Origin of the sequence: Rhodococcus sp. Z13 (assembly GCF_025837095.1) — a bacterium.
GTDB classification, from domain to species: Bacteria; Actinomycetota; Actinomycetes; order Mycobacteriales; family Mycobacteriaceae; genus Rhodococcus; species Rhodococcus sacchari.
Genome location: NZ_CP107551.1, coordinates 3,543,161 through 3,567,184 on the forward strand (window position 1 = coordinate 3,543,161; position 24,024 = coordinate 3,567,184).

Below are 24,024 nucleotides of genomic sequence, written 5' to 3' on the forward strand. Positions count from 1 at the left end.
GGCTGTGACAGGCTTCTCCCATGGGGAAGAACGACGTGTTCCGGCCGGCCGCCATCGTCGACGCACTGCGCGCCGGGCCCGACACCCGCGTCGCCGAGATCGACACGAACGCCACCCCGGGATTCGACGGCGACAAGGCCCTCGGTGAACGCCTGCTCGCCGAACGCGGCGCCGTGCTGTCCGACCTGCAGGAGAAGCTCTTCGCGCACGGCCGTACCGGCGACACCCGCTCGGTACTGCTGATCCTGCAGGGCATGGACACCGCCGGCAAGGGCGGCATGGTCCGCCACGTGATCGGGCACGTCGATCCACAGGGCGTCGACCACAAGGCCTTCGGTGTGCCCACCGCCGAGGAGAAGCGGCACCACTTCCTGTGGCGGATCAACAAGGCCCTGCCCCGCGCCGGGCAGCTCGGTGTCTTCGACCGCTCCCACTACGAGGACGTTCTCGTCGCCCGCGTCCACTCGCTGGTGCCCGAGAGCGTGTGGCGCGGCCGCTACGACGAGATCAACCGGTTCGAGGAGGAACTGGTCCGCGAGGGGACGACGCTGGTGAAGGTCGCGATGTTCGTCTCCCTCGACGAGCAGAAGCGCCGCCTCGCCGAACGACTCGAACGACGCGACAAGCACTGGAAGTACGACCCGAGCGACGTGACCGAGCGGGCCCTGTGGCCGCAGTACCAGCAGGCCTATCAGGACATGCTCGACCGGACGAACACCGGGTACGCGCCCTGGTACGTCGTCCCGTGCGACCGCAAGTGGTACAGCCGCCTCGCCGTCACCGAACTGCTCGTCGACGCGTTCGAGCGGCTCGACCTCGACTGGCCGGAACCGACCTACGACATCGAGGTCGAGAAGAGGCGGCTGGCCGAGTCCTGACGGACGGGACCGCCGTCAGAACAGGTGCGGCGTGTCGATGTGCCGTCTGTGATCGCGCCTGATCGTGCCCACCATGACACCGAAGGCGGCACCGAGCGCGACGACCGCGGCGATCCCCGCGATCATCGCCCAGCCCGAGAATCCGTAGCCTGCGGCCACGATCGTCAGCGCGATCATCAGAATCGAGGTCAGCGCCAACGCATATGCGGTCCACGCTGCGAAGAGGTTGAGTTTCACGACCGGCCTCCTTGCACGAGGTGTGTGGTCCTCTCGGCACCGACGGTACCTGTGAGTGATCGACATCACAACCGAGCGGGGTTCTCCTTCAACACCTCGTAGCGGGCGACGGCGAACTCGCCGCTGCGCGCCAGCTCCACCGGACGCAGCTCCACGTGCCGTGGCAGCAGCGGCTTTCCCGCTCCGATCGTCACCGGCGCGAACGAGACGATCAGCTCGTCGAGCAGACCGTGATCGGCGAACTGACCGGCGAGATCGCCGCCGCCCACCATCCACAGGTCCCGGCCGCCCGCCGTCTCGGCCATCTCCGCGTACACCTCACGGACGTCGGCCCGCGTGAAGCGGATGTCGCCGGGTTCGCTGCCCCTGCGGGCCACGGGCAGGTCGTCGCGGTGCGTGAACACCCAGCAGGGAAGCTCGTACTCCCATGCGCCCTCCCCTGCATGGTCGAGCACCCAGCGGTAGGTCGACGCCCCCATCACCATCGCGCCGACCCCGGCGATGAACGACTCGTAGTCGGCGGGACCGCCCTCCTCCCCCGTGTCGCGGGTGAGCAGCCAGTCCAGCGAGTGGTCCTCGGTGGCGAGGAAACCGTCGAGGGTGCTGGCGGTGTAGTAGATCATCCGGGTCATGCGGGACTCCTGTTCCATGCGAGCGGATCTCCGTGATCGAGGTCGAGCCCGGCCGCCCGCATCATGTGCCGTGCGAGCTGCCGGCGGTGGGCCGCGAAGGTCAGGACGTGGGCGACGACGCCGCCGAGGACGAAGCTCTCCGGCGGGTCGCACAGGGCGTCGATCAGCACGTCGCCCCATGCTCCGCGACGGTGGACGTCTCGCACCGCGTCCGCCCACCGCGGCGCGACGTCCTCGAAACACGCCGTGAGCGAGTCGATTCCGGTTCCCGGTTCCGCCGGTTCGCCGGCACCGGTCATCGACGCGAGCCAGACCTCCTTGGCGCGTACGAGATTGCGCAGCACCCGCGCGAGAGTCTCCTCGGGACCGTCCCATTCGAGGACCACCAACCCCGGGAAGCGGACCCGGTCGAGTTCGTCGTCGCCGAGTTCGGTGGCACGCCCGAGCAGGTACCGGGTGTCGGCGAGGTCGTGGCGGACCATCTGCGCGATCACCTCCGCGGCCGGATGAGCGGACGCGGACGGTCGCTGCCCGTCCTCCTCGACCCACAGGTTGGTGGGCGGATGGAAGTGCACCCCGTTCGGGGCGGGCAACCAGTGATCGTGCCCGTCCGCACCGAGCGTCCCCGCGGCGGTGCTGGGCGGATAGCCGTAGGCGCGGGCGAAGGCTCGCGAGAACCCGTCGACGCTGTCGTAGCCGGCGGCGAACGCCGCGTCGGTGACCGACGTCCCGTGCCGCAACTGCCAGGCCGCGCGTTCGAGCATCACGCGACGCCGCAGAGCCACCGGCGACTCGCCGGTGCCGAGCGCGACGGAGCGGCTGAAGTGCCACGGCGAGGAGTAGGCCTGCCGCGCCATCCGGTCGAGGGTCGCGTTGTCCTCGCCGAGGACGGCGTCGAGGAGCTCCCGGAGTCGGTCACGGCCGTAGGTCATGCGCTCAGTGTCGCCCGCCGGGCCCCTGCTCCGCCCGACCGTTCTTGCTCTCCCCCGGTCCCGCTCGCCCGTCAGCCGGGCATGGTCTCGCCGCCGAGCGGCGCGAGCACCTCCCCGCTGTAGTAGGACGACATCCGGTCCGAGGCGAAGAAGACGTAGGAGGGCGCGATCTCATCGGGCTGGGCGGCGCGGCCGAAGGGGGCCTGCTGCCCGAAGTCGGCGACCTTCTCCTCGTCCATGGTGGCCGGGATCAGCGGTGTCCACACCGGGCCGGGCGCCACGCAGTTCACCCGGATCCGCCTGTCCCGCAGAGCCTGCGCGAGCGAGTAGGTCAGGGCGATCACGGCGCCCTTGGTGGCGGAGTAGTCGATGAGCGAGGCATTGCCCCGCAGCCCGTTGACGGACGCGGTGTTGATCACCGAACCGCCGGGGGTCAGATGGTCGAGCGCGGCCTTGGTGACATGGAAGAAGCTGTCGATGTTCACGGCGAAGGTGTGCCGCCACTGCGCCTCGTCGAGCTCGGCGAGGTCGTCGACGGGCTGCTGGGTACCGACGTTGTTGACGAGCACGTCGAGGCCACCGAGCTGCTCGACGGTCTCGGCCACCACGGCCCGGCAGTGCCGCGCGTCGGCAAGGTCGCCCGGGATCAGGTGGCAGGTGCGGCCCTCACGGCGCACCAGCTCGGCGGTGTGCTCGGCATCCTCGTGTTCCTCCAGATAGGCGACGGCGATGTCGGCGCCCTCCTTCGCGAAGGCCACGGCGACGGCCCGCCCGATACCGGAGTCCCCGCCCGTGATCAGCGCCTTGCGGCCGGAAAGGAGTCCACGGCCGGTGTAGTCACGCATCTCGTCGGTGGGTCGTTCGGCCATGTCGCCCGTCTCGCCTGGATAGTCGATGACGTGGGCCGGCCGTTCGTGCTCGTCGCTCATGGCGGCGGAATACCCGCGCCGGGGCCGGGTATGCGCCCCGGGTCGGGGTCGTTTCCGCTGTGCGCTGAGCGGTCGTTTCCGCTGTGCGCTGAGCGGTCGTTTCCGCTGTGCGCGGAGCGGGTAACAGGGACGTATGGCTCACGAGACCCGCATGTGCGACAGTCACGACGCGGCGCTGCCCATCCCCCGCGGTCCCATCTCCGCAGAGGTCGTCGAGCGGCTGCGGCATCCCGCCGACGACGCCGACTGGCACGTACCGACGGACGGTGCCGACGCCTACGGCGAGGACGTCCAGCTCGCCCTCACGGTGCTCTACGAACTGCACTACCGCGGCTTCGCGGGTGTGGACCCGGCCTGGGAGTGGGCACCCGGACCGCTCGGGGTGCGCGGGAAGCTGGAGCGGCTCTTCCTCGGTCGGCTGCGCGAGGACGTGCCGGCGAGCGACGACCCGCAGGCCGTCCTCGAGGAACTGTGTCACGAGTCCCCGGAGGGCTGGGGTGTCTCGCACGAACTCGCCGCCCGCGGCACGTGGGACACGATGCGCGAGTTCTTCGTCCATCGCTCGATCTACCATCTCAAGGAGGCCGATCCGCACGCGCTGGCGATCCCTCGTCTGTCGGGCCGCGCGAAGGCCGCCCTGGTGGCGGTGGAGTTCGACGAGTACGGCGGGGGTCACGCCGAGCGTATGCACTCTCGCCTGTTCGCCGACCTGCTGCGTGCGGCGGGCCTGAAGGACGACTATCTCGGCTATCTCGACGTGGTCCCGGGGGTCACCCTGGCGACCGTGAACTTCATGTCGTTGTGCGGCCTGCACCGCGCCTACACCCCCATGTTGGTGGGGATGTTCGCGGCCGCCGAGATCACCACGGCCCCGAGTGCCCGCCGGATGGTGGAGGCGCTGGAACGGCTCGGTGCGGACGACGCGTGCGTGCTCTTCTACTCAGAGCACATCGAGGCCGACGCCGTGCACGAGCTGGTGCTGCGTCACGATGTCGTCGGGTACATGCTCGAGCAGGATCCGGGTTGCGCCCGCGACCTGTCGTTCGGGGCGCAGGCCATCGAGTTCCTGGAAGGGCGCCTCGGCAGCCATCTACTGGGCAGCTGGTCGGCCGGGCGCATCTCCCTCCTCGCCCCCGCCGGGGCAGCGGCCTGAACACTTCTGCAAGCCGGGCTCTCAGTCGATGAGGCCCGGCTCGTGTGTGGAGGTGCCACCGGAACCGCGTAGACGCCGGCTTCTGAGGTTGAGCACCGACAGGAAGACGCCGAGGACGACGAGGACGGCAGCGACGATGCTGCCGACGACCACCCAGCCGCCGAATCCGTCGCCCGCCGCGTAGAGGACGAGCGCGACGACGGCGAGGCCGGCGAGCACACATGCGTATCCGATCCAGCCGGAGGCACGGGTGACGGGGGTGGGGGCCTGAGCCCGATCAGATGGTTGCGTCATGTCGACGGATACCCGCACCGTCACCCCGGCGAAACCTGATGGCCGGTGAAAAGCCAAAGCCGCGAATGAATTACGTTTTCACGAAGGGATGCGGTGATCGATCGGACCACGTTCGACGAGGGCCGCCATCCGCTGGCGCGCCGTGCGGGGGTGCAGCACGGGACTGTCGGTACCGGCGCGGGAGCGCATGCCGCGCACCGTCTCCGCCCAGGCATCCGGACCGGTGTGGTGCGGGGTCCAGCCGAGTTCCCTCGCGGCCCTGGTGCAGTCGAGCAGCGGGGTGTTGTAGGCGAGATCGATCCAGCCGCCCTCGACGGGCTGCAGCCGCAGCCGCCAGGTCGCCTCCGCGACGATCGAGAGCACACGGTGGGGCAGCGGCACGATCGGGCACCCGAAGGGCTCGGCGAAGTCGTCGGCCCGCACCGGCGCCGGCGAAGCGAGATTGAACGGTCCGGCCACCCGCTGTTCCAGGGCCGCGACGATCGCATCGGCCACGTCGTCGGAGTGCACAGCCGGCACCGCGAGACTGCGGTCCATGGGCAGTACCGGCAGGTGGTCGGTGATCGCACTGGGGACGAGTTCGGGCAGGACGTACCGTTCGAGGCCGTTGCCGGCGACGAACTGCCCGATGAAGCCGGGCCGGAACCGGGTGAGCAGAGGCGCCCCCGGGTCGGTCTCGAACTCGTCGAGGAAGCGTTCTGCACGTACCTTGTCGACGCTGTACGTACAGCTGGGCACACCGTCGGTGGACCATGTCTCGTCGACCTCGCGGCCGTAGGAGCCGCGGGAGTAGACCGCCCCGGACGACATGTGCACGATGTGCGCGACCCCCGCCCCGGCCGCGGCGGTCGTCACCGCGCGGGTACCGTCGAGCGCCACCCGCCCCAGATAGTCGCGACGGTGGGAGGGCTGGAAGCCCCATGCGAGGTGCACGACGGCGTCCGCTCCGGCCATCACCGGCCGTAGCCTGGCGGCCGCATCGGGATCGGCGAGGTCGACGGAGCACCACCTCGCACCTGCATACGGATCGCGCGCCGGAGGGATCCGGCGCGCGATCGCGACGATGTCGGGTCGAGGATCGTGGGCGGCGAGACGGCGCAGCAGCGCGGTGCCGACGTTGCCGCTCGCTCCGGTGACGACGATGCGCCGTGGCAGAGCCGAGCGGGTCGTGTCGGTCATGGCACCCCTGTTCCTTCGTCGCCGTTCTCGCCGTGTGCGGTCAGCGAGCCGATTCCGCGGCTTCCTTCTCCGTGGAGGCGTCGGCGTTGGACAGCGCACCGGACGCGTTCTCGAGGTGGGCGCGGACGAACCACTGGAACTTCTCCAGCTGCCCGGTCTGACCGATGAGCAGGTCCTCGGTGATGGGATCGAGCTTGCCGACCTCGTCGATCGCCTTACGGTTGTCGGTGATCAGGCCGTCGTAGACGAGATCGAGGGCCGCCAGATGGGCCTGGGCGGTGTCGCGTCCCACCGAGTAGTCGTCCCACGTGCGGTTCTTCTCGATAGCGCCGGGCGTGCCCTTCGGGGACGCACCGAGCGCCGCGATCCGTTCGGCGACCTCGTCGGCGTATCCGCGCACGAGCTCGACCTGCGGGTCGATCATCTCGTGGACGCCGATGAAGTTCGGTCCGACGACGTTCCAGTGGATGTGCTTCAGCGTCAGGTGCAGGTCGTTGTAGGCGCTCAGGCGTTCCTGGAGAATCTGGGCGGTACGCGAACCGTCGGCATCGCTCAGACCGGGAACCGTGTAGCTCGACTTCGACATGGGTTTTCCTCCAGATGTGCTCTCGGGGTGTGCAGCGCGGATACCCGGCGGTCCTGCGCGTCCAAACATGACCGTGGTGGTCGCCACGTCCGGTCACCCGCTCCGAACATTCGCCGCAATATCTGCGTTCCGGTGCGTTTGGAACCGGACCAACCCGGTTATTCGGCTGTCGGGCGCCGAGGCTCTCCAGGCTTCGGTCACGACAGCGAGGTGACGACAATGATCATTCTGGGTTTGATTCTTCTGGTGGTGGGATTCTTCACGGGAATCTCGATTCTCACCACGCTCGGAGTGATACTCCTGGTGATCGGCGTGATTCTGGCGATCCTGGGCGCAACCGGCCGGGCCATCGGCGGACGCGCACACTGGTACTGACCCGGTACCGATACCGACTCGGTACCGACCACATCCACGACACGCCCCCGGTGCATGCACCGGGGGCTCGATCCTTGCCGCAGATCGATGCCGCAGACCGATCCTTGCCGCGGCTCAATCCTTGCGCAGGGCGCGGTGGCTGGTGTCGCAGAGCGGATGGATCGCGCTGCGGCGGCAGCGGCACACCGCCACCACGAAGCGGTCCGATTCCACGGCCGTGCCGTCGTCGCACTCGATGCGGACGGGCCCTTCCACCAGGGTGGGGCCACCTCGCACCTGCCGCACCACCCGCGGCTCACCGTCGCCCGGCCCGACCCTGGTGATCTTCGGAGTCTTCATGCGTCTCTCACCTTCCCGGGTGGGGCCGATCGGCCCGGACGACCACGACTTCCTCGGTGGTGGAACCGGGTTCGGCCAGGTGCGATGCGTACAGATAGTCGGCCCGGCTGCGCAGCACCGGACCGAAGGGGATGCGCCGGCGTGCCACGACCGAGGCCTTGAGGTCGGCGTCCCGCAGCCGGCGGAGGGTCGTCTCGACGCCGGTGAACTCGGAGTGGACGATCAGGGCGAAACCACCCGGGGTGAGCAGTGCGGGAAGGCTGTCGCACAACGGATCCAGCACTCCACGGCCGTCGGCACCCGCATCCCAGCGGGGGTCGCGGTCCTCGCCGTCGCAGGGCACGTAGGGCGGATTGGACAGCACCACGTCGAAGGGGCCGTGCCGCAACACCGCATCGAGACCGCCCCGGTGGGCACGGATCGGCAGCCGCCGCGTCCACGCGTTCATCCGGGCGGTGAGCACCGCGCGGGGTGCGATGTCGAAGGCGGTCACCGAGGCCGCCCCCATCATCGCCGCGTTGACGGCGAGAAATCCTGTGCCGGTGCAGAAATCGAGGACGTGCGAATCCTCGGTCCCGCCCGCGTCCGCCAGGGCATTCGCGAGCAGGTACGAATCCTCTTGGGGGCGATACACCCCCGGCAGACGCCATACCCGCGGCGAATCCGATCCGTCCAGTGCCAGGGAAGCTGTCACGTCACACCACCTCGGTATCTCGAGTACGACAGTGGATCGCCACACCGGCGCCGAGGATTCGGCGTCTCTCGTGTCGTCCGTTCGCGGGCGGATACCCGAGGGTGCAGCGTGTGAAACACGCCACGTGCGCGGAGGGCCGGATCGGGCCCGCTCAGGAGAACAGGATCCGCCGGGCAGTGCCTCGCACCCGCCGCGTGATCGGCGCGAACCGGCGGTGGTCGGCGAGGGCGGCCTGCGCGGCGTTCCAGCCGCCCATTCCGTGCACTCCCCCACCGGGATGCGCGGCGGCGCTCGCGAGATAGACCCCTTCCACCGGTGTGCGGGGACCCCCGAAACCGGGTATGGGACGCAGGAAGAGCTGCTGGTGGACCTGCGCCGTACCTCCGTTCACGGCGCCGCCCACGAGATTCGCGTCGGCCGCCTCGAGATCGCCGGGCCGCTGCACGGCGCGGCCCACTACCCGGGCACCGAATCCCGGTGCGTAGGCCTCGAGTTGCGCATCGACCCGTTCCGCGAGGTGGTCGGCGGAGACGTCGTCGGTGACGCCGCGCGGCAGATGGGTGTACGCCCAGCAACTCTCGGTGCCCTCGGGCGACCGCGTCGGGTCGGTGGTGGTCATCTGCCCGAACAACAGGAAGGGGGATTCGGGGACGACGCCGGTCGCCAGGTCGGCCGACCATCGGATCATCGTGTTCGTGTCGGCACCCACGTGCACCGTCCCGGCGCCCCTCAGCGACGGGGACCGCCACGGCACCTTCCCGTCGAGGGCGTAGTTGACCTTGACGACGGGGGTGTCCCACTCGAACCGACGCAGGTCGTCGCGGATCCGGGGCCCGACCGCGTCCGCGGGCAGCAAGCGCCCGTAGAGGGCCGGAGCCGAGGTGTCGGCGAGCACCGCGCGGCGGACCGCGATCCGGTCCCCGTCGGCGGTGTGCACGGCGCTCGCGCGGCCGCCGGAGACCTCCACCGCGTCGACCCGCCGGTTGCACAGCACCCGGGCGCCCGCCGATTCGCCGCGGCTCACGAGGGCGGCGGTGAGCGCCCCGGCACCCCCCACCGGGGCCGGGAAGCCGACATCCTGTCCGAGCATCGTGAGGATGTAGCCCATGACGCCGCTTCCCGGCGCCTCGGGCGGGGTGTCCGCGTGCATAGCGTTGCCGAGCAGCAGCAGCCGTGCCGACCGTCCTCCGAACAGTTCGGCGGACATCCGGACGACGGGAAGCGCCAGCATCCGAACGTAGCGCAGCAGGTCGCCGGTCTTCATCGTCCGCGCGAACCCGATGGACCCGCGCACGGGTGGGAAGGGTCCGAGCAGCAGGTCGAGGAACGGATCGCGTACGTGCCGCCACTGTTCCACCAGCTCCAGCCAGGCCCGGCCGTCGCCGGCGCACCGGCGTTCGAGGTCGGCGGCGGTCTCCTCCGGGTCGGGTGAGACGACGACCGCGTCCTCGTCGTCGGGGCCGAGGGGGTGCCCGAACGCCTTGGGTGAGCGGGCCCATCGCAGGCCGTGCGCGGAAAGGTCCAGTTCGCGGAAGGCGGGCGAGACCACGCCGAGTGGGTAGAACGCACTGAACAGGTCGGCGAGGTAACCGGGGTGGAGTTCTGCGCTGCGGACCGCACCGCCCGGTTCCGGTTGTTCCTCCAGGACGAGCACGTCCCATCCCGCGTCGGCGAGCGCCGCCGCGGCGGTCAGCCCGTTGGGTCCGGCCCCGATGACGACCGCATCCACGGTCTCGTTCGTCATACGGTCACGCCTTCGGCGATGAGCGCGAGTCGTTTCAGGCACTCCTGGTTCCGGGGCAGCACCAGTTCCTCCTGTACGACGTCGGGGACGAGGGCGTAGGGTCCCTCCACCACATGTTCGGCCATCGTGATGCGTGTGCCACCCGAACCGGTGGGTTCGAGCGTGAGGGTGATCTCGGCCTTGCCGAACAGCCATGCCCGCGCCCGCAGCACGAGTTCGCGTTCGGACTGCACGGACTTCACCTCCGTGCTGTCGTCGAGCACCAGCGGCCACAGGCCGACGGAATGATGGATCCGGCTGCCCACCTGCGGCCACGTCCGGTCCACCTCGCGGATCCGGGAGGCGCCCACCACCCACGACGCGTAGCGCCAGCCGTCCGCCAGGATCTCCCACACCCCGGCCGACGACACAGTGGTCTCGATACTCGCAATCCTGCCCATGCCGGTTCCTCCTCCTCGGACGTCCGCTCGCTGCGACGCATACCCCACCACCCCGGGTGTCACACGGCGCGCCTCACCGCCCCGTGTCACGGGCCGTGTCGGGGGGTATTCGGGGCCAATGGAGGAACAGAAGCCCTACGGGTTCGTGTTCGCGCCCTCGACCCTGCTCACCGTGACCCTGGAAGCCGCCCCGGACGGCAGCACCGAACTGCACGTGCACCCCGGAGGTCAGGGTTTCTGGATCGGCCGTATGGCGAGCACCCTCGGCATGGATGTGCACCTGTGCGGCCCCTTCGGCGGCGAGTCGGGGTCGGTCCTCGTCGATCTGATCGGCCGGGAGGGACTGACGGTGCATCTCGTCGAGACCGCGTCGGCGAACGGCTCGTACATCCACGATCGTCGTGAGGGCGAACGCAAGGAGATCGTGGAGATCCCGCCACCGCCGCTCACCCGCCACGAGACCGACGACCTCTTCAGCGCCTCGCTGGCGTCCGCGATGTGCTCGAAGGTCGCGATGCTGGGCGGGCCGCACTACGACGAGGCGGTCTCCCCCGACGTCTACACCCGACTGTGTTCCGACCTCGGCGCGCTGGGCATCCCGGTCGTCGCCGACCTGTCCGGCCCCACCCTCGGGGCCGCGCTCGAGGGCGGAGTCGGCATCCTGAAGGTCAGCCACGAGGATCTCATCGAGGACGGACGCGCCGAGTCCGACGACCTCGAGGCCCTCGTCGAAGCCATGAAGAAACTCCACGAGGCGGGAGCCGAGAAGGTCGTGATCTCCCGCGCCGGGGATCCCGCCATCGCCTGGGACGACGGTGTGCTCTGGGAGGTCGAGTGTCCTCCGGTCCAAATCGTCGACCACCACGGAGCCGGGGACTCGATGACCGCGGGCCTGGCGACCGCCCACGCGGCGGGCGAGTCGTTCGAGACCGCCCTGCGGAGGGGAGCGGCAGCCGGCGCGGTGAACGTCACCCGCCGTGGTCTGGCGACGGGGCACCGCTCCGCCGTCGAGAAGATGGCCGAGAACGTGAAGGTCCGGCGAGTGAAGGGGAAGCGATGAGCAGAGCACTGATCGTCAACGACGACGGGATCGACAGCCCCGGCCTCGCGCTGCTGGCCCGCATCGCGGTGGACGCCGGTCTCGAGGTGACGGTCGCGGCGCCCCATGTCGAACGCAGCGGTGCGAGTGCGTCGCTGACGGCGCTCGAGGACAACGGGCGGCTGCTGTTGTCACGACGCCCCCTCGACGGTCTCGACGGGATCGAGTCCTACGCGGTGGAAGCCTCCCCCGCACTGATCACCTTCCTCGCCTCCTACGGCGCATTCGGCGAGGTACCCGATATCGTGTTGTCGGGAATCAACCTGGGCCCCAACACCGGTCACGCGATCCTGCACTCGGGTACGGTCGGTGCGGCGCTCACCGCGGCGAGTCACGGCGCCCGCGCGGCAGCGCTGTCGCTCAACGGTACCGCTCCGTCCCAGTGGGAGACCGCCGAGACGGTGGCGCGACGCGCGGTGGCATGGGCCCTCGACCACGGAGAACCCGGCACGGTGCTCAACGTCAACATCCCCGACATCCCGCCGCACGAGCTCCGCGGTCTGCGCGGCGCCCCGCTCGCCGAATTCGGTGCGGTGCAGGCCGAGATCGGCGAGATCGAACGCGACGGCGACATCGGCCGGGCTGTGCCCGTCACCTTCCGGACCGTCGAACTCGACGAATCCCGGGACAGCGACGCGGTGCTCGTGTGCCGAGGCTGGGCCACGGCGACGATCCTGACGATGCCCTTCGAGGTGGCCGGATCCGATTTGGGCGGACTCGAATTCGAGCGCGCCGCCGACCGGGAGGCCTGAGCGGGGTCAGGCCACCGCCTCCAGCCGCGGGACCGCTCGCCGCGGCCAGGGTTCCGTCACCGCGCGGACGAAGCGACCGGACTCCGCGATGGCGCGACGGCTCTCGGGAACCGATCCGGCGAAGATGGGGAAGGCGTGAACCTGGTGGCGCCACAGGTGCAGTTCGCACGGGACACCTGCCTCACGCACGGCATCCGACATGGATTCGGCGTCGCTGCGCAGCAATTCGTCGTGCCCGGCGTGGATCATCACGGGCGGCAGGACACTCAGGTCGTTGTCGAGCGGGCACAGCAGCGGTCCGGGTTCGCCGTCCACCGTGAGAAGGGTGTGGGTGCCCTCGATGTAGCGCACGAGCGACTGCACGGCCGCTCCCGGGAACATGGGACACGAAGCCTGCACGTCGAATTCGGCGCGGCGCCGTGCATCGAGGTCGATCAGCGGCGACAGCGCGACGATCCCGGCGGGTCGCGGCAGGTCGGACTCGGCGATGGCCAGGGCGGTCATGAAGGCGAGATATCCCCCGGCGGAATCTCCCGCGATCACGATCTCGTCACCGCGATATCCCTTGTCGCACAACCATTCGTAGCCGCGCACGGCGTCGTCGACGGCGTGCGCGATGGGAGCCTTCGGCAGCATCCGGTAGTCGACGCTGAGGACGGGTCCGTCGGCGTGATCCGACAATGCCACCGCCAGGGAACGATGGGTGTTCAACCCGCACATGAGAAACGCGCCCCCGTGCAGATAGAGCACGGCGCGGCGCGTGGAACGGCCTTCGGCACGGATCCATTCGGCGCGACAGCTGCCGAGGTCGACGTCGACGTACTGGGCTCCGGGCGGTTTCGGGAGCAGGGACGCCGCGTCGTCGACGAGGGTGAGGGGCCACGCCAGATCGGGCCGCGCCATCCAGGCGCCGATCACCGGCCTGGCCAGCGTCCGGACGGCACCACGCACGACACGCGAGCGGACGCTGCCACCGCGATGGGTGCGGCACACGCCCACGGCCTCCCCCGATTCGATTCTCGAAGACGGCACGGCTTCCTCCTGGAGCACTACGAAAAGCTTCGAACCCCGCCACCTGTCATACGGTGCGGTACTGCGGTCTACCCCTCGACGGAGGTCCCAAACCCGGCGCGAGGGACGAACGGCCCCCGTTTACCCCGCCGGCCGGGGAGGTAATCCCCGGCCATGACTCCCGAAACGACGTCCCTGTGGCGCGGGCGCGCCCTACGCGCGGCATCCCTCGACGACTGGACGGACCGCCGGGAGCACTACGATACGGCCGTGGTCGGCGCCGGGATCTCCGGCACCGTCACGGCCCTGCTGCTGGCCCGGCGCGGTCTGCGGGTCGCGCTGGTGGAGGCCCGCGACATCGGCGCCGTGACCACCGGGAACACCACCGGCAAGGTCAGTGTCCTGCAGGGCACGCGACTGTCGCGGATCGGCCGCCGCCACTCCGAGGTGATCCGGCAGGGTTACGTCGACGGGACCCTCGCGGCCCAGCGCTGGATCGTCGACTTCTGCACGCGGCACGGGGTGGACTTCGAGACCGCCGACGCCTACACCTACGCCCAGGACCCGGCGAACGTCGGTTCCGTCGACGCCGAGTACCACCACTGCCGGGCCTCGGGCCTGCCCGCAGAGCGGGTGACCGACCTGCCCCTCCCCTATCCGGTCGCGGCGGCGGTGCGGATACCCGGCCAGGTCCAGCTCGACCCGATGCCGCTTCTGCACACCGTGGTGGGCGAGTTCCGGGCCGCGGGCGGCGAGGTCTTCACCGGCCGGCGCGTGCGCTCCGTCAGCAGCGGCGACCCCTCCTGCCTCCTGCACACCGACCAGGGCGACCTGCGCGCCCACCGGGTGGTCCTCGCGACCGGTGTCCCGATCCTGGACCGCGGCGCCTTCTTCGCGCGGCTGGAACCCGAACGGTCCTACTCGCTGGCCGTGGAGGTGCCCGGCGGGCCGCCGGAGGGGATGTTCCTGTCCGTGGACAGCCCCACCCGCTCGCTGCGCACCGCGTCGGCCGCCGGGACGCCGGCCTCGACCGACCGGCTGCTGCTCGTCGGCGGCAACGGACACGTCGTGGGCCGGCACGACTCGACGCGCTCCGCCTACGACGACCTGCTGCGATGGAGTCAGAAGACCTTTCCCGGCGCCCGGGAGGTGTACCGGTGGTCGGCCCAGGACTACAGCGATATCGACGCCCTGCCCGAGGTGGGGCCGGTACTCCCCGGCACCGACCGCATCCAGGTCGCGACGGGCTTCGGCAAGTGGGGCATGACCGGGGGTGTCGCCGCCGCACTGATCCTCGCCTCACGGTTCGGGGACGCCACCGATCCCGAGGTCGAGTCCTGGGCGCCGGCGTTCGCGGCGTGGCGCACCGAACTGCTGAGCGGCGCACCCACGGCCCTGCGCCTCAACACGACGGTGGCCCTGCACCTGGCCCGCGGCTGGTGGGAGGCCGAAACCTCCACCGGCGCCCGGCCCGGTGAAGGCGAAGGGAAAGTCGTACGAGGGTGCGGGCTTCCCCTGGGAATCTCCACCGTCGACGGGCACACCCGCCGCGTGAGCGCTGTATGCCCCCATCTCGGCGGCATCCTGCGGTGGAACGACGCCGAGGCGTCCTGGGACTGCCCGCTGCACGGTTCCCGCTTCGACGCGGACGGCACGCTCCTCGAAGGACCGGCCACGAGCGACCTCTCGCCCCGCTGAGTCGGAGCACTCCCCTGTTTGGGGCTCCGGGCACCGGGGTATCAACGACACCAGGCACGAAAGGATCCACACGATCATGAACTCTGCGGACGACGACCGGCTCGCCGGTGCGGACGACTCCCGGCTCACCGGACTGACCGTCGCCATCCTCGCGACGAACGGCGTCGAAGAGGTCGAACTCGTCGAACCGCGCCGCGCTCTCGAACAGGAAGGCGCCACCGTCCGTCTGATCTCGCTCGAAGCCGGTGAGATCCAGGCGATGAAGCAGGACGTGAACGAGGCCGGCCGATACGCCGTCGACGGGGTGGTCTCCGAGGTGTCCCCCGACGACTTCGACGGCCTCGTGCTCCCCGGCGGTACCACCAATCCCGACCAGCTCCGGCAGGACGGACAGGCAGTCGGTTTCGTGCGCGACTTCGTGACCTCCGGGCGTCCCGTGGGCGTGATCTGTCACGGCCCGTGGACGCTCGTCGAGGCCGACGTCGTGCGTGACCGCACCCTGACGTCCTATCCGAGCGTCCGCACCGACATCCGCAACGCCGGAGGCACCGTCGTCGACCAGGAGGTGGTCGTCGACGGGAATCTCGTGTCGAGCCGCAATCCCGACGACCTGCCCGCCTTCTGCGACGTCTTGATCGAGGTGTTCGCCTCCCGGCGCGCCGGCTGAAAGCGTGCCGCATCCCTCTTCTCCCCGCGTGACCGCTGTTCTCGCGGTTCGTTTCGAAAGGAACCGTCATGCTCGACAGGAGCCCTGTCTCCGGGTCCACCGTCACCGTCTCGACTCCGGTGTCGACCGAGGTGCGTTTCAGCACAGCGGAAATCAAGAAACGCATCGACCGGATGTTCACCGAACCCGAACCGGTCCCGATGCGTCCCGAGGCCTGACGCCGAATCCCCTGGTGGAAGGGCGTGTTCGTGTCACCCGGTTTGCGGTGCCCTACACCTCTTGATAGAAGGAGATGGTTGTAGGTTTGAACATTGTGGGTGGATTCGCTGTCCCCGGGACAGCGTGGAGGCGGGATGATGAACGAACCGAGCCCCGACGATTTCGTGGTGGTCGCCAACCGTCTACCGGTGGATCTCGAAACGCCACCGGATGGAGGCGAACCCGTCTGGCGTCGTAGCCCGGGCGGGCTGGTCACCGCGATGGAGACCGTGCTGCGTACCACGCACGGCGCCTGGGTGGGCTGGCCCGGCACCCCGGACGTGCAGCTCGACCCGTTCGTCGAGGACGGCCTCACACTGCATCCGGTGGATCTGTCGGCCCGGGAGGTCCAGGAGTACTACGAGGGGTTCTCCAACGACACGCTGTGGCCGCTCTACCACGACGCGCTGGTGCCGCCCACCTTCGATCGTCGTTGGTGGCGCACCTACCAACAGGTGAACCGGCGGTTCGCCGAGGCCGCCGCCCGCGCGGCCGCGCCCGGCGCCACCGTGTGGGTCCACGACTACCAGCTGCAGCTCGTGCCCCGCATGCTGCGCGAACTGCGCCCGGATGTGACGATCGGGTTCTTCCTGCACATCCCCTTCCCCCCGACGGAGCTGTTCCTCCAGCTGCCCTGGCGCAAGGCCATCGTCGAGGGGTTGCTCGGCGCCGACCTGGTGGGCTTCCACCTGCCCGGCGGTGCGCAGAACTTCCTGTACCTGGCCAACCGGCTCTTCGGACTTCCTACGCCGCGCGGAACTGCCACCGGCGGCACCATCGACATGGGCGACCGAACGGTGCGTGTGGGTGCCTATCCGATCTCCATCGACTCGGCCCAGCTCCGCGACCGCTCCCAGGAGGAGGGAATCCGTAAGCGTGCCAGGGAGATCCGCGCCGAACTCGGCGACCCCGAGGTGATGCTGCTCGGCGTGGACCGACTCGACTACACCAAGGGCATCGACATCCGGCTCGAGGCACTGCGCGAACTGTTCACCGAGGGCACCCTCGATCCCGAGAAGGTGACCATGGTGCAGCTGGCGACGCCCAGCCGGGAACGGCTGACCGCCTACGCCCGGCTGCGCGATCAGGTCGAACGCGAGGTCGGGCGTATCAACGGCGAATTCGGCCGGATCGGTTCACCGGTCGTCCACTATCTGCACGCCTCCGTCGACCGCGACGAACTGCTCGCGATGTACACCGGCGCCGACGTCATGCTCGTCACGCCGCTGCGGGACGGCATGAATCTGGTCGCCAAGGAGTACGTCGCCTGCCACGGCGACGGCAGCGGAACCCTGGTCCTCAGCGAGTTCGCCGGTGCTGCAGCGGAACTACGCCGCGCACTGCTCGTCAACCCGCACGACCTCGAGGGAGTGAAGCAGGCGATCGTACAGGCCGTGCGGGAGGATCCCGCGGAGCGGAAGCGGCGGATGCGGACGATGCACAACCACGTGCTGTCCCACGACGTCGCCCGCTGGTCGCGGACCTTCCTCGACGACCTGCGAGCGAACTCGGGGGCGGCCGGACCGGGGATGAACGGCGCACGGGTGAACGGCGCGGCTACCGGCTCGGCTGGGGCACCTCGCAGTCGATCTTCGGATTGACCCCCGCGTAGTTGAGCGGACCCGCGACCACCGTGACCGCCACGGTGGCGAGGGTGCTGCAGTTCTGTTCGGAGTCGCCGAAATAGCCACGTTGCCAGGCCGCCACCGCTCCGACGACCAGCCAGATCAGCACCACCAGCGTCAACAGTCGCACGGGACACCTCGCTTCGTTCGCGTCCCGGGAAGGTCCGGGACCGGCTGCGGATACCCCCGCCGCGAACCGAACAAACGCACCCAGTACCCTCGGGCGGACATGTCGCGCGAATCCGGCATCACGGTGCGATACGGGCACGATGGTTCATCCACCGGTGTCGCATAATCGGTTCCATGACGGACTCACCGCCCGCCGACGACGCTCTGGCCCCGATCATCACCGAAGGTGCATACGCGCACGTCGGCAGCTTCCGGTACCTGATCGCCGAAGACCGGTGGGAGTGGTCCGACTCCGTCGCCCGGCTGCACGGCTACGAGCCCGGGACCGTCACCCCGACCACCGAGCTGATCCTGCGCCACAAGCATCCCGACGACAAGGCGTACGTCGAGGTACTGCTCGCTTCGGTCCGCTCCGCGGGAGCACCGTTCAGCAGCCGGCACCGCATCGTCGACACCGCCGGCAACGTCAAGCACGTCGCCGTGATCGGCGACCGTCTCCTCGCCCCCGACGGCACCGTCCTGGGCACCTCCGGGTTCTATCTGGACCTGTCGGAGGCCATCGAGGAGGACGTGCGCGCCGCCGTGGACGAGGCCATGGCGAACCTGGCCGAGGCCCGGGCCGTGATCGAGCAGGCCAAGGGCGCGCTCATGCTCGCCTTCACGATCCCGGCCGAGCGGGCCTTCGACCTGCTCGCGTGGCGGTCGCAGGAGACCAACGTCAAGCTCCGCGCGCTGGCCGAACGGCTCGTCCTGGAGGTCACCTCGGCACCCGGCATCGCTCTGCACGACCGCGGCCACTTCGACCATCTGTTCATGACGCTGCACGAACGGGTCCGCAGGAGCTGATTGCCGCCTCCTGCAGGGGGTACTCGAGTGCCATGACGCAGGACGTGGAGAAACGCTGGAACGATCCGGGCACAGCCCGGAAGGCCGGCCTGTACGTGCTGGCCGTGATCGTGGTGGCACTCCTGGTGATGGGCGGTGCCGTCCTCTGGGGGACGAATTCGGGGCAGGACTGCAGCGACGCCGCGTTCGCGGTGTGCACCGATCCCGCGCGGCAGATCCTGGTTTTCGGTCCCGCACTGATCTTCCTCCTGGGCGGTCTCGGCGCGCTGTTCACCGCCTATCGCACCTGGAGGCGGGGTGGACGCTGGCCCATCTGGCAGGGTGCCGGCTGGGCGTTGCTGGTGCTGATGGTCGTCTATGCGATGATCTCGGCGCGCGCCGTCATCTGATGTTCACGAGAGATGCTCCCGAGCAGGTTTGTTCGTCGGCTTCGGGGGGAATGCACCGCGCGTGAAGATCGCGATGGTCGCCGGGCAGGCGAATTACCTCACCGAGTACGAGAACCCATGCTCCGACGTGCCCTCCCAGGGCATGCACGTCCATCTCGCGGAACTGTCGGCCGCGCTGACGCGAGCCGGGCACGAGGTCGTCGTGTACACCCGACGGGAGAGCAAGGACGGGCCGGACCGGGTCCGGAGCGCGCGCGGTTACGAGATCGTGCAGGTCCCCGCCGGCCCCCTCAAACGGCTCTCCCCCTCCGAAACAGCTTCTGCGATGGGCGAGTTCGGTGGGTTCCTCGAACGCGAATGGCGTGAACGCGGTCCCGACATCACCCACGCCCACTTCTGGCTGTCGGGTGTGGCCACGCAGCTCGCCACCCGGTCGCTCGGGCTCCCCACGGTGCAGACCTTCCACTCCCTCGGCACCGTCGAGCACCGTCTGCGCGGCGACGGCGACCCGGAGACGGTGAGCACCGACCGCATCCGGATCGAACGTCTCGTCGCCCGGGGCGCGACCCGCATGGTCGCCACGAGCTCCGACGAGATCTTCGAACTGGCGCGGATGGGTCTGCCCCGCACCCGCACCACCGTGGTGCCGTGCGGTGTGGACGCCGAGCACTTCCGCCCGACCGATCCCACCGATCCGCCCCGCCCGAAGCGCAAGCGGCTGGTCACCGCCGGGCCCCTCGAGCCGACTTCGGGGTTCGACACCGTCATCGAGGCGCTCGCCGCGATCCCGGACACCGATCTGGTGATCGCCGCGAGCCGGTCGCCGGAGCTGTCGGCGCGTGCCGACGAGCAGGAGAAGTCCCGCCTGACGAAGCTGGCCAGGGCTCGCGGGGTCCACGGCCGGGTGCGCATCCGCCGCGACGTCTCCCCCGCCGAACTGCCGGTGCTGCTCCGGTCCGCCGACGCGGTGGTGTGCACACCCTGGCACGATCCCTCCGGCACGACCGCTCTCCAGGCGATGTCGTGCGGACGTCCCGTGATCGCCTCCGCGACGGGCAGCATGCTCGACACGGTGCTCGACGACGCCACGGGGCTGCTGGTGCCCGCACGGTCCCCGGAGGCCGTGGCCGGTGCCGCGCGGCGCCTGTTGTCGGATGCGACCATGCTCACCACCTTCGGGATCGCGGCCCGCGACCGGGTCATGGCCCGTTACACGTGGGATCGGATCGCGGAGGACACCGTCCGGGTCTACGAGCGGTGCGTGCCGGTGCGGCGAACCGCCCACCGTACCGCCCGTATCGGCGTGTGAGAATTCTCGGTCGGTGAGTGCAGGGATCGGCCCCTCGGCGGACTTCGCCGAGGGGCCGGTCACCGGTTCGGGGTCAGCGATCGTTGCGGTGCGCGCCTCCTGCGCCCCGCTCGGTGTCGGTGTCCGTCCCCGACGGTCCCCGGGTCTCCGCGCGGGGGTCGAGTTCCTCTGCGCGACGGCGGCGTTCGTCCAGTTCGGCGCGTGCCTGTTCGGCGGACCGTCGTTCCTGCTCGGAGCGTGCCCGCAGGCGGTCCGCCTCGGCCGCTTTCGCTTCCGCCTCCGCCGCGGCCCGGCGCGCCTCGGCTTCGGTGTGGTCGGCCACGGCGGTGCGTTGTTCGACCGCGGGCCTGTTCTCCTCCACGCTGCGACGCAGCTGTTCCGCCTCCTCGCGGCGTCGCTTCGCGTTCCGGTTGCGTACCGCCGCCACGAGTGCCGCGAGCAGCAGCAGGACGACGACTACGACGATCACCAGCACTACCCATTCGTTCGTGCTCATCTCGGCCTCCTACGGGTCTCCCCGCGGGTTCCCCTGCGGGGAACCGGTGAAACGGGCACACGAAGAACCGTTGCCGCCCAAGTTCTCTCGGACGGCAACGGCATGGAGGGCGCGGTTCCGGAGGTCCACCCGCGCCGTGTGGTCGGGTCACGCACCACTGACGACGGGGCGATCGCTCGTCTAGGCCACGCTCCGGAGCGATGCGAGTGCACTGTCGAGCTCGCTGTAGGTGCGGGCGCCGACGGCGGAGTCGGCGACCCGGAGCAGGCGCCGTACCGGCCGGCCGCTCACCAGGACCCATCGGGCACCGGTGCTGCGAGCGTGTTCGTCGAGATCGTCGAAGACCGCCAGCCCGACGGCGCCGAAGAATTCGACTCCCGTGAGGTCCAGGACGAGACGTCGCGACTCCCGGAGCCGACGACATACGAAGTCGCGCAGGAAGTGAGCGTTGCGGATGTCGATCTCGCCGCGCACCCCCACCCACACGAGATCGGGTTCGATGCACTGCGCGCCGAATTCGGCGCCGATCACCTGCTCGGCGGGAGCATCCGAACGGATGGGGCGAGCCGACCACTCGGCGACCAGGGCGCCGGAAGATACGGATTTTCGCTGAGAGACTGTCATGGCACTTCCCAATATGGAGACATTGCGGGAAACGCGACCAGTAGCGACAGGCACATCCGACAGCCCACCGGAATCCTCCCGCAACGGGTAACGCTTCCAGTTCTCGGCTGTCTGCTCAACCTGTCCTCAACAGTAGTCCACGAGCGACCCGTGCTCAACAGGAGAACGAGTAAAGACCCCGACAGTCGAACGAGCGGAGACGCGGAGCTGCGAATCCGACATCCGGTACAGCCCGGACATCCGGTATAGCATCGGCGCTGGCGTCGGCCGGTGATTGAACGCGCACAGGCTGGGTACTCTCCGCCGAACGACCGTACAGCCCACCGACACGACCATGCTCGCACCGCACACCCCTACGGGAGAAACAATCCTCATGGCCAAATCCGCGTCGATCGAGTCGGCACGCGACCACACCCCTCCGGTAGTCGAACTCCGAGTTCAGGCACACCCCGACCAACTCGCCGTACTCCGCGCGGTAGCCGCCGCGATCGCCCTGCAGCACGACTTCGACCTCGACACGGTGGCGGACGTGAAGCTCGCCGTCGACGAAGCGGCCACCCGGCTGATCATGGCCTCCCCCGACGACGCGATGCTCGAGTGCGCTTTCCGGGCTGCACATCCGTTGCTGCACATCAGTCTGTCTGCGCCCGCCGAGGACGCGTCGTCCATCGGGTCCCCGCGGTCCTTCGGCTGGTACGTGCTGAACTCGCTGACCGAATCCATCTCCGTGACGACGGAGGACTCGGTTGCGCGGATCGACATGTCCATCGCGGAAAGCAGCGCCGATCGGTGACCCGCAATGCCGGCAGGTCGAGCGACGAGTACGCCGACGTCACCGAGACACTGAGAACCCTCCTCGCCCTTCCGGAGGGCGACCCCGGACGCATCCGCATCCGCGACCAGGTGGTCGAGCGGTGCCTGCCGCTGGCCGAGCACATCGCGCGCCGATTCGACGGTCGCGGTGAGGCGTTCGAGGATCTGCTGCAGGTGGCGCGGCTGGGGTTGGTGAACGCCGTGGACCGCTTCGACCCGGAGCGGGGATCGGACTTCGTGTCGTTCGCCGTGCCCACGATCATGGGTGAGGTGCGCCGGCACTTCCGCGACGCCGGCTGGGCCGTGCGAGTGCCGCGGCGCATGAAGGAACTGCACCTGTCGCTGAGCAAGGCCACCTCCGAGCTGTCCCAGCAACTCGGGCGCGCCCCCACCGCCTCCGAACTGGCCGAGGTGCTCGGCATCGATCAGGAGGAGGTCCTGCAGGGGCTCGTGGCCGGCAACGCCTATCAGACGGTGTCGGTGGACCGGTCGTCCCCGTCGGGCGACGACGGGCTGACCCTGGCCGACACCCTCGGCGAGTACGACGCGGCCCTCGACGAGGTGGAGAACCACGAGGCTCTGCGTCCGCTGCTCGAGGCGCTGCCCGCCCGCGAACGCACGGTCGTGCTGCTGCGTTTCTTCGGGAACATGACGCAGACGCAGATCGCCGAGCGAGTCGGGGTGTCGCAGATGCACGTCTCGCGTCTACTCACCAAGACCCTCGCGCAGCTGCGCGAACAGCTGGGCGAGAACTTCTAGACCGACCACCTCCGGACCCGACGACGCCGGTGCCTGATGTCCGGGCACAGGCGTCGCTCCGTGTCGGTCGAGCCGCTCAGAAGGTGGACGCGTCGATGACGAAGCGGTAGCGCACGGCGCTCGCGACCACCCGGTCGTAGGCCTCGTTGATCCCGTCGGCGTCGATCAGCTCGATCTCGGCGCCGATCCCGTGGGCGGCGCAGAAGTCGAGCATCTCCTGGGTGTCGGGGATCCCGCCGACGTTCGACCCGGCGATCGCCCGGTCGTTCTGACCGAGGGAGAAGGCACGGAGCGACAGCGGATTCTCGGGCAGGCCCAGTTCGACGAGTACACCGTGCAGCTTCAGCAGCGACAGGTAGCGGTCCATGTCGAGGTTGACCGAGACCGTGTTGAGGATCAGGTCGAAGCTGCCCCGCAGGTCCTTGAAGATCTGCGGATCGGTGGTGGCGTGGTAGTGCGCCGCCCCGAAGCGCAGGCCGTCCTCCTTCTTCGACAGCGAGTGGCTGAGCACGGTGACCTCGGCGCCGAGCGCCGCGGCGATCTTGACGCCGACGTGCCCGAGCCCGCCCATGCCGATGATCGCGACCTTCGTGCCCGGCCCGGCCTTCCACCGCTTCAGCGGCGAGTACAGGGTGATGCCGGCGCACAGCAGCGGGGCCGCCGCGGCCGGGTCGAGACCGTCGGGGATCTTCACGACGAAACGCTCGGTGACCACGATGTGCCGCGAGTACCCGCCCTGGGTGACGTTGCCGTCGCGGTCGATCGAGTTGTAGGTGGCGACGACGCGTTGCGTGCAGTGCTGCTCGAAGCCGGTCCGGCAGGGATCGCACTCCCCGCACGAGTCCACGAAGCAGCCGACGCCCACACGCTCGCCGACGACGTGCCGGGTCACCTCGGGGCCGACCGCCGCGACGACGCCCACGATCTCGTGTCCGGGGACGACGGGGTACTTCGTGCCGCCCCACTCGTTGCGCGCGGTGTGGATGTCGGAGTGGCAGATGCCCGCGAACTCGATCTCGATGAGCACGTCGCGGGGGCCGAGGGCGCGACGTTCGATCGTGGTCTTGGTCAGCGGCGCGTCGGGCGCCGTCGCCGCGTAGGCGGCGGTCGTGGTCGTACCGGGGGAAGACGTCATAC

Annotated in this window: 30 protein-coding genes; 14 read left to right on the plus strand and 16 right to left on the minus strand. The window is 69.5% G+C overall.

Annotated elements, in window-relative coordinates:
• Positions 1-20 precede the first annotated feature (20 nt).
• Complete coding sequence (locus OED52_RS16200; RefSeq protein ID WP_264151865.1) at positions 21-878, plus strand: PPK2 family polyphosphate kinase; 858 nt, start codon at positions 21-23, stop codon at positions 876-878.
• A 15-nt stretch (positions 879-893) separates the two neighbouring features.
• Here the strand turns inward: OED52_RS16200 and OED52_RS16205 are convergent, their stop codons facing one another.
• From OED52_RS16205 to OED52_RS16220, 4 genes are all read right to left on the minus strand, one after another.
• Complete coding sequence (locus OED52_RS16205; RefSeq protein ID WP_264151866.1) at positions 894-1,115, minus strand: hypothetical protein; 222 nt, start codon at positions 1,113-1,115, stop codon at positions 894-896.
• 65 nt (positions 1,116-1,180) lie between these two features.
• Positions 1,181-1,747 carry a dihydrofolate reductase family protein gene (locus OED52_RS16210; RefSeq protein ID WP_264151867.1) on the minus strand — a complete coding sequence of 189 codons (567 nt, stop codon included), beginning with the start codon at positions 1,745-1,747 and terminating at the stop codon, positions 1,181-1,183.
• Positions 1,744-2,679, minus strand: coding sequence for a helix-turn-helix transcriptional regulator (locus tag OED52_RS16215; protein WP_264151868.1), 936 nt, complete (start codon positions 2,677-2,679; stop codon positions 1,744-1,746). Before OED52_RS16215 ends, OED52_RS16210 begins: the two co-directional genes overlap by 4 nt.
• A gap of 71 nt (positions 2,680-2,750) precedes the next feature.
• Complete coding sequence (locus tag OED52_RS16220; protein ID WP_264151869.1) at positions 2,751-3,608, minus strand: SDR family oxidoreductase; 858 nt, start codon at positions 3,606-3,608, stop codon at positions 2,751-2,753.
• A 133-nt stretch (positions 3,609-3,741) separates the two neighbouring features.
• Here OED52_RS16220 and OED52_RS16225 point away from each other — a divergent pair, with 133 nt between their 5' ends.
• Positions 3,742-4,761 (plus strand): iron-containing redox enzyme family protein, encoded by a 1,020-nt coding sequence (locus tag OED52_RS16225; protein ID WP_264151870.1) that lies wholly within the window; start codon positions 3,742-3,744, stop codon positions 4,759-4,761.
• 21 nt (positions 4,762-4,782) lie between these two features.
• On the opposite strand, the gene OED52_RS16230 is transcribed toward OED52_RS16225, so the two are convergent.
• The 3 genes from OED52_RS16230 to OED52_RS16240 form a co-directional block, all read right to left on the minus strand.
• Positions 4,783-5,055 (minus strand): hypothetical protein, encoded by a 273-nt coding sequence (locus OED52_RS16230; protein ID WP_264151871.1) that lies wholly within the window; start codon positions 5,053-5,055, stop codon positions 4,783-4,785.
• A gap of 78 nt (positions 5,056-5,133) precedes the next feature.
• Positions 5,134-6,234: an NAD-dependent epimerase/dehydratase family protein gene (locus tag OED52_RS16235; protein WP_264151872.1), complete on the minus strand. Its 1,101-nt coding sequence runs from the start codon at positions 6,232-6,234 to the stop codon at positions 5,134-5,136.
• 40 nt (positions 6,235-6,274) lie between these two features.
• The gene (locus OED52_RS16240) at positions 6,275-6,820 is read right to left on the minus strand and encodes a Dps family protein (RefSeq protein ID WP_264151873.1); all 546 of its coding nucleotides are present in this window, start codon (positions 6,818-6,820) and stop codon (positions 6,275-6,277) included.
• A 219-nt stretch (positions 6,821-7,039) separates the two neighbouring features.
• Between OED52_RS16240 and OED52_RS16245 the strand changes: the two genes are divergently transcribed.
• Positions 7,040-7,195 (plus strand): DUF6131 family protein, encoded by a 156-nt coding sequence (locus tag OED52_RS16245; protein WP_006552398.1) that lies wholly within the window; start codon positions 7,040-7,042, stop codon positions 7,193-7,195.
• A 114-nt stretch (positions 7,196-7,309) separates the two neighbouring features.
• Here the strand turns inward: OED52_RS16245 and OED52_RS16250 are convergent, their stop codons facing one another.
• From OED52_RS16250 to OED52_RS16265, 4 genes are all read right to left on the minus strand, one after another.
• On the minus strand, positions 7,310-7,534 hold the full coding sequence (locus tag OED52_RS16250) for a CDGSH iron-sulfur domain-containing protein (protein ID WP_264151874.1): 225 nt from the start codon (positions 7,532-7,534) through the stop codon (positions 7,310-7,312).
• A 7-nt stretch (positions 7,535-7,541) separates the two neighbouring features.
• Positions 7,542-8,228 (minus strand): HemK2/MTQ2 family protein methyltransferase, encoded by a 687-nt coding sequence (locus OED52_RS16255; protein ID WP_413247676.1) that lies wholly within the window; start codon positions 8,226-8,228, stop codon positions 7,542-7,544.
• Positions 8,229-8,379: 151 nt separating this feature from the next.
• Positions 8,380-9,972, minus strand: coding sequence for a phytoene desaturase family protein (locus OED52_RS16260; protein ID WP_264151875.1), 1,593 nt, complete (start codon positions 9,970-9,972; stop codon positions 8,380-8,382).
• Positions 9,969-10,412: an SRPBCC family protein gene (locus OED52_RS16265; RefSeq protein WP_264151876.1), complete on the minus strand. Its 444-nt coding sequence runs from the start codon at positions 10,410-10,412 to the stop codon at positions 9,969-9,971. Before OED52_RS16265 ends, OED52_RS16260 begins: the two co-directional genes overlap by 4 nt.
• Positions 10,413-10,530: 118 nt before the next feature.
• Between OED52_RS16265 and OED52_RS16270 the strand changes: the two genes are divergently transcribed.
• Together OED52_RS16270 and surE are read left to right on the plus strand one after the other, a co-directional pair.
• The gene (locus OED52_RS16270) at positions 10,531-11,472 is read left to right on the plus strand and encodes a PfkB family carbohydrate kinase (RefSeq protein WP_264151877.1); all 942 of its coding nucleotides are present in this window, start codon (positions 10,531-10,533) and stop codon (positions 11,470-11,472) included.
• Positions 11,469-12,263, plus strand: a complete 795-nt coding sequence (gene surE, locus OED52_RS16275) for a 5'/3'-nucleotidase SurE (protein ID WP_264151878.1) — start codon at positions 11,469-11,471, stop codon at positions 12,261-12,263. The genes OED52_RS16270 and surE overlap by 4 nt, the downstream gene beginning before the upstream one ends.
• Positions 12,264-12,269: 6 nt before the next feature.
• Here the strand turns inward: surE and OED52_RS16280 are convergent, their stop codons facing one another.
• A complete protein-coding gene (locus OED52_RS16280; protein WP_264151879.1) occupies positions 12,270-13,295 on the minus strand; it encodes an alpha/beta hydrolase in 1,026 nt (341 codons plus the stop codon).
• A 153-nt stretch (positions 13,296-13,448) separates the two neighbouring features.
• Here OED52_RS16280 and OED52_RS16285 point away from each other — a divergent pair, with 153 nt between their 5' ends.
• The 4 genes from OED52_RS16285 to OED52_RS16300 all read left to right on the plus strand — a co-directional run bounded on the left by OED52_RS16285 (position 13,449) and on the right by OED52_RS16300 (position 17,498).
• Positions 13,449-14,972, plus strand: coding sequence for an FAD-dependent oxidoreductase (locus OED52_RS16285; RefSeq protein WP_264151880.1), 1,524 nt, complete (start codon positions 13,449-13,451; stop codon positions 14,970-14,972).
• Positions 14,973-15,048: 76 nt separating this feature from the next.
• Positions 15,049-15,639: a type 1 glutamine amidotransferase domain-containing protein gene (locus tag OED52_RS16290; protein WP_264151881.1), complete on the plus strand. Its 591-nt coding sequence runs from the start codon at positions 15,049-15,051 to the stop codon at positions 15,637-15,639.
• Positions 15,640-15,707: 68 nt separating this feature from the next.
• The gene (locus OED52_RS16295; RefSeq protein ID WP_264151882.1) at positions 15,708-15,857 is read left to right on the plus strand and encodes a hypothetical protein; all 150 of its coding nucleotides are present in this window, start codon (positions 15,708-15,710) and stop codon (positions 15,855-15,857) included.
• A gap of 138 nt (positions 15,858-15,995) precedes the next feature.
• Positions 15,996-17,498, plus strand: a complete 1,503-nt coding sequence (locus OED52_RS16300) for an alpha,alpha-trehalose-phosphate synthase (UDP-forming) (RefSeq protein WP_264154735.1) — start codon at positions 15,996-15,998, stop codon at positions 17,496-17,498.
• On the opposite strand, the gene OED52_RS16305 is transcribed toward OED52_RS16300, so the two are convergent.
• On the minus strand, positions 17,455-17,652 hold the full coding sequence (locus OED52_RS16305) for a hypothetical protein (protein ID WP_264151883.1): 198 nt from the start codon (positions 17,650-17,652) through the stop codon (positions 17,455-17,457). The genes OED52_RS16300 and OED52_RS16305 overlap by 44 nt on opposite strands.
• Positions 17,653-17,825: 173 nt before the next feature.
• Here OED52_RS16305 and OED52_RS16310 point away from each other — a divergent pair, with 173 nt between their 5' ends.
• From OED52_RS16310 to OED52_RS16320, 3 genes are all read left to right on the plus strand, one after another.
• Positions 17,826-18,497 (plus strand): PAS and ANTAR domain-containing protein, encoded by a 672-nt coding sequence (locus OED52_RS16310; RefSeq protein WP_264151884.1) that lies wholly within the window; start codon positions 17,826-17,828, stop codon positions 18,495-18,497.
• Between the two features lie 32 nt (positions 18,498-18,529).
• A complete protein-coding gene (locus OED52_RS16315; RefSeq protein ID WP_264151885.1) occupies positions 18,530-18,886 on the plus strand; it encodes a hypothetical protein in 357 nt (118 codons plus the stop codon).
• 61 nt (positions 18,887-18,947) lie between these two features.
• Entirely contained in the window at positions 18,948-20,195 is a 1,248-nt protein-coding gene (locus OED52_RS16320) for a glycosyltransferase (RefSeq protein WP_413247677.1), read from the plus strand.
• Between the two features lie 73 nt (positions 20,196-20,268).
• Here the strand turns inward: OED52_RS16320 and OED52_RS16325 are convergent, their stop codons facing one another.
• Entirely contained in the window at positions 20,269-20,691 is a 423-nt protein-coding gene (locus tag OED52_RS16325; protein WP_264151886.1) for a hypothetical protein, read from the minus strand.
• A gap of 180 nt (positions 20,692-20,871) precedes the next feature.
• Complete coding sequence (locus OED52_RS16330; RefSeq protein WP_264151887.1) at positions 20,872-21,315, minus strand: STAS domain-containing protein; 444 nt, start codon at positions 21,313-21,315, stop codon at positions 20,872-20,874.
• A gap of 373 nt (positions 21,316-21,688) precedes the next feature.
• Here OED52_RS16330 and OED52_RS16335 point away from each other — a divergent pair, with 373 nt between their 5' ends.
• The gene (locus OED52_RS16335; protein ID WP_264151888.1) at positions 21,689-22,108 is read left to right on the plus strand and encodes an ATP-binding protein; all 420 of its coding nucleotides are present in this window, start codon (positions 21,689-21,691) and stop codon (positions 22,106-22,108) included.
• On the plus strand, positions 22,105-22,887 hold the full coding sequence (locus tag OED52_RS16340) for a SigB/SigF/SigG family RNA polymerase sigma factor (protein ID WP_264151889.1): 783 nt from the start codon (positions 22,105-22,107) through the stop codon (positions 22,885-22,887). The genes OED52_RS16335 and OED52_RS16340 overlap by 4 nt, the downstream gene beginning before the upstream one ends.
• A gap of 76 nt (positions 22,888-22,963) precedes the next feature.
• On the opposite strand, the gene OED52_RS16345 is transcribed toward OED52_RS16340, so the two are convergent.
• Complete coding sequence (locus OED52_RS16345) at positions 22,964-24,022, minus strand: NAD(P)-dependent alcohol dehydrogenase (RefSeq protein WP_264151890.1); 1,059 nt, start codon at positions 24,020-24,022, stop codon at positions 22,964-22,966.
• Between the last annotated feature and the right edge of the window lie 2 nt (positions 24,023-24,024).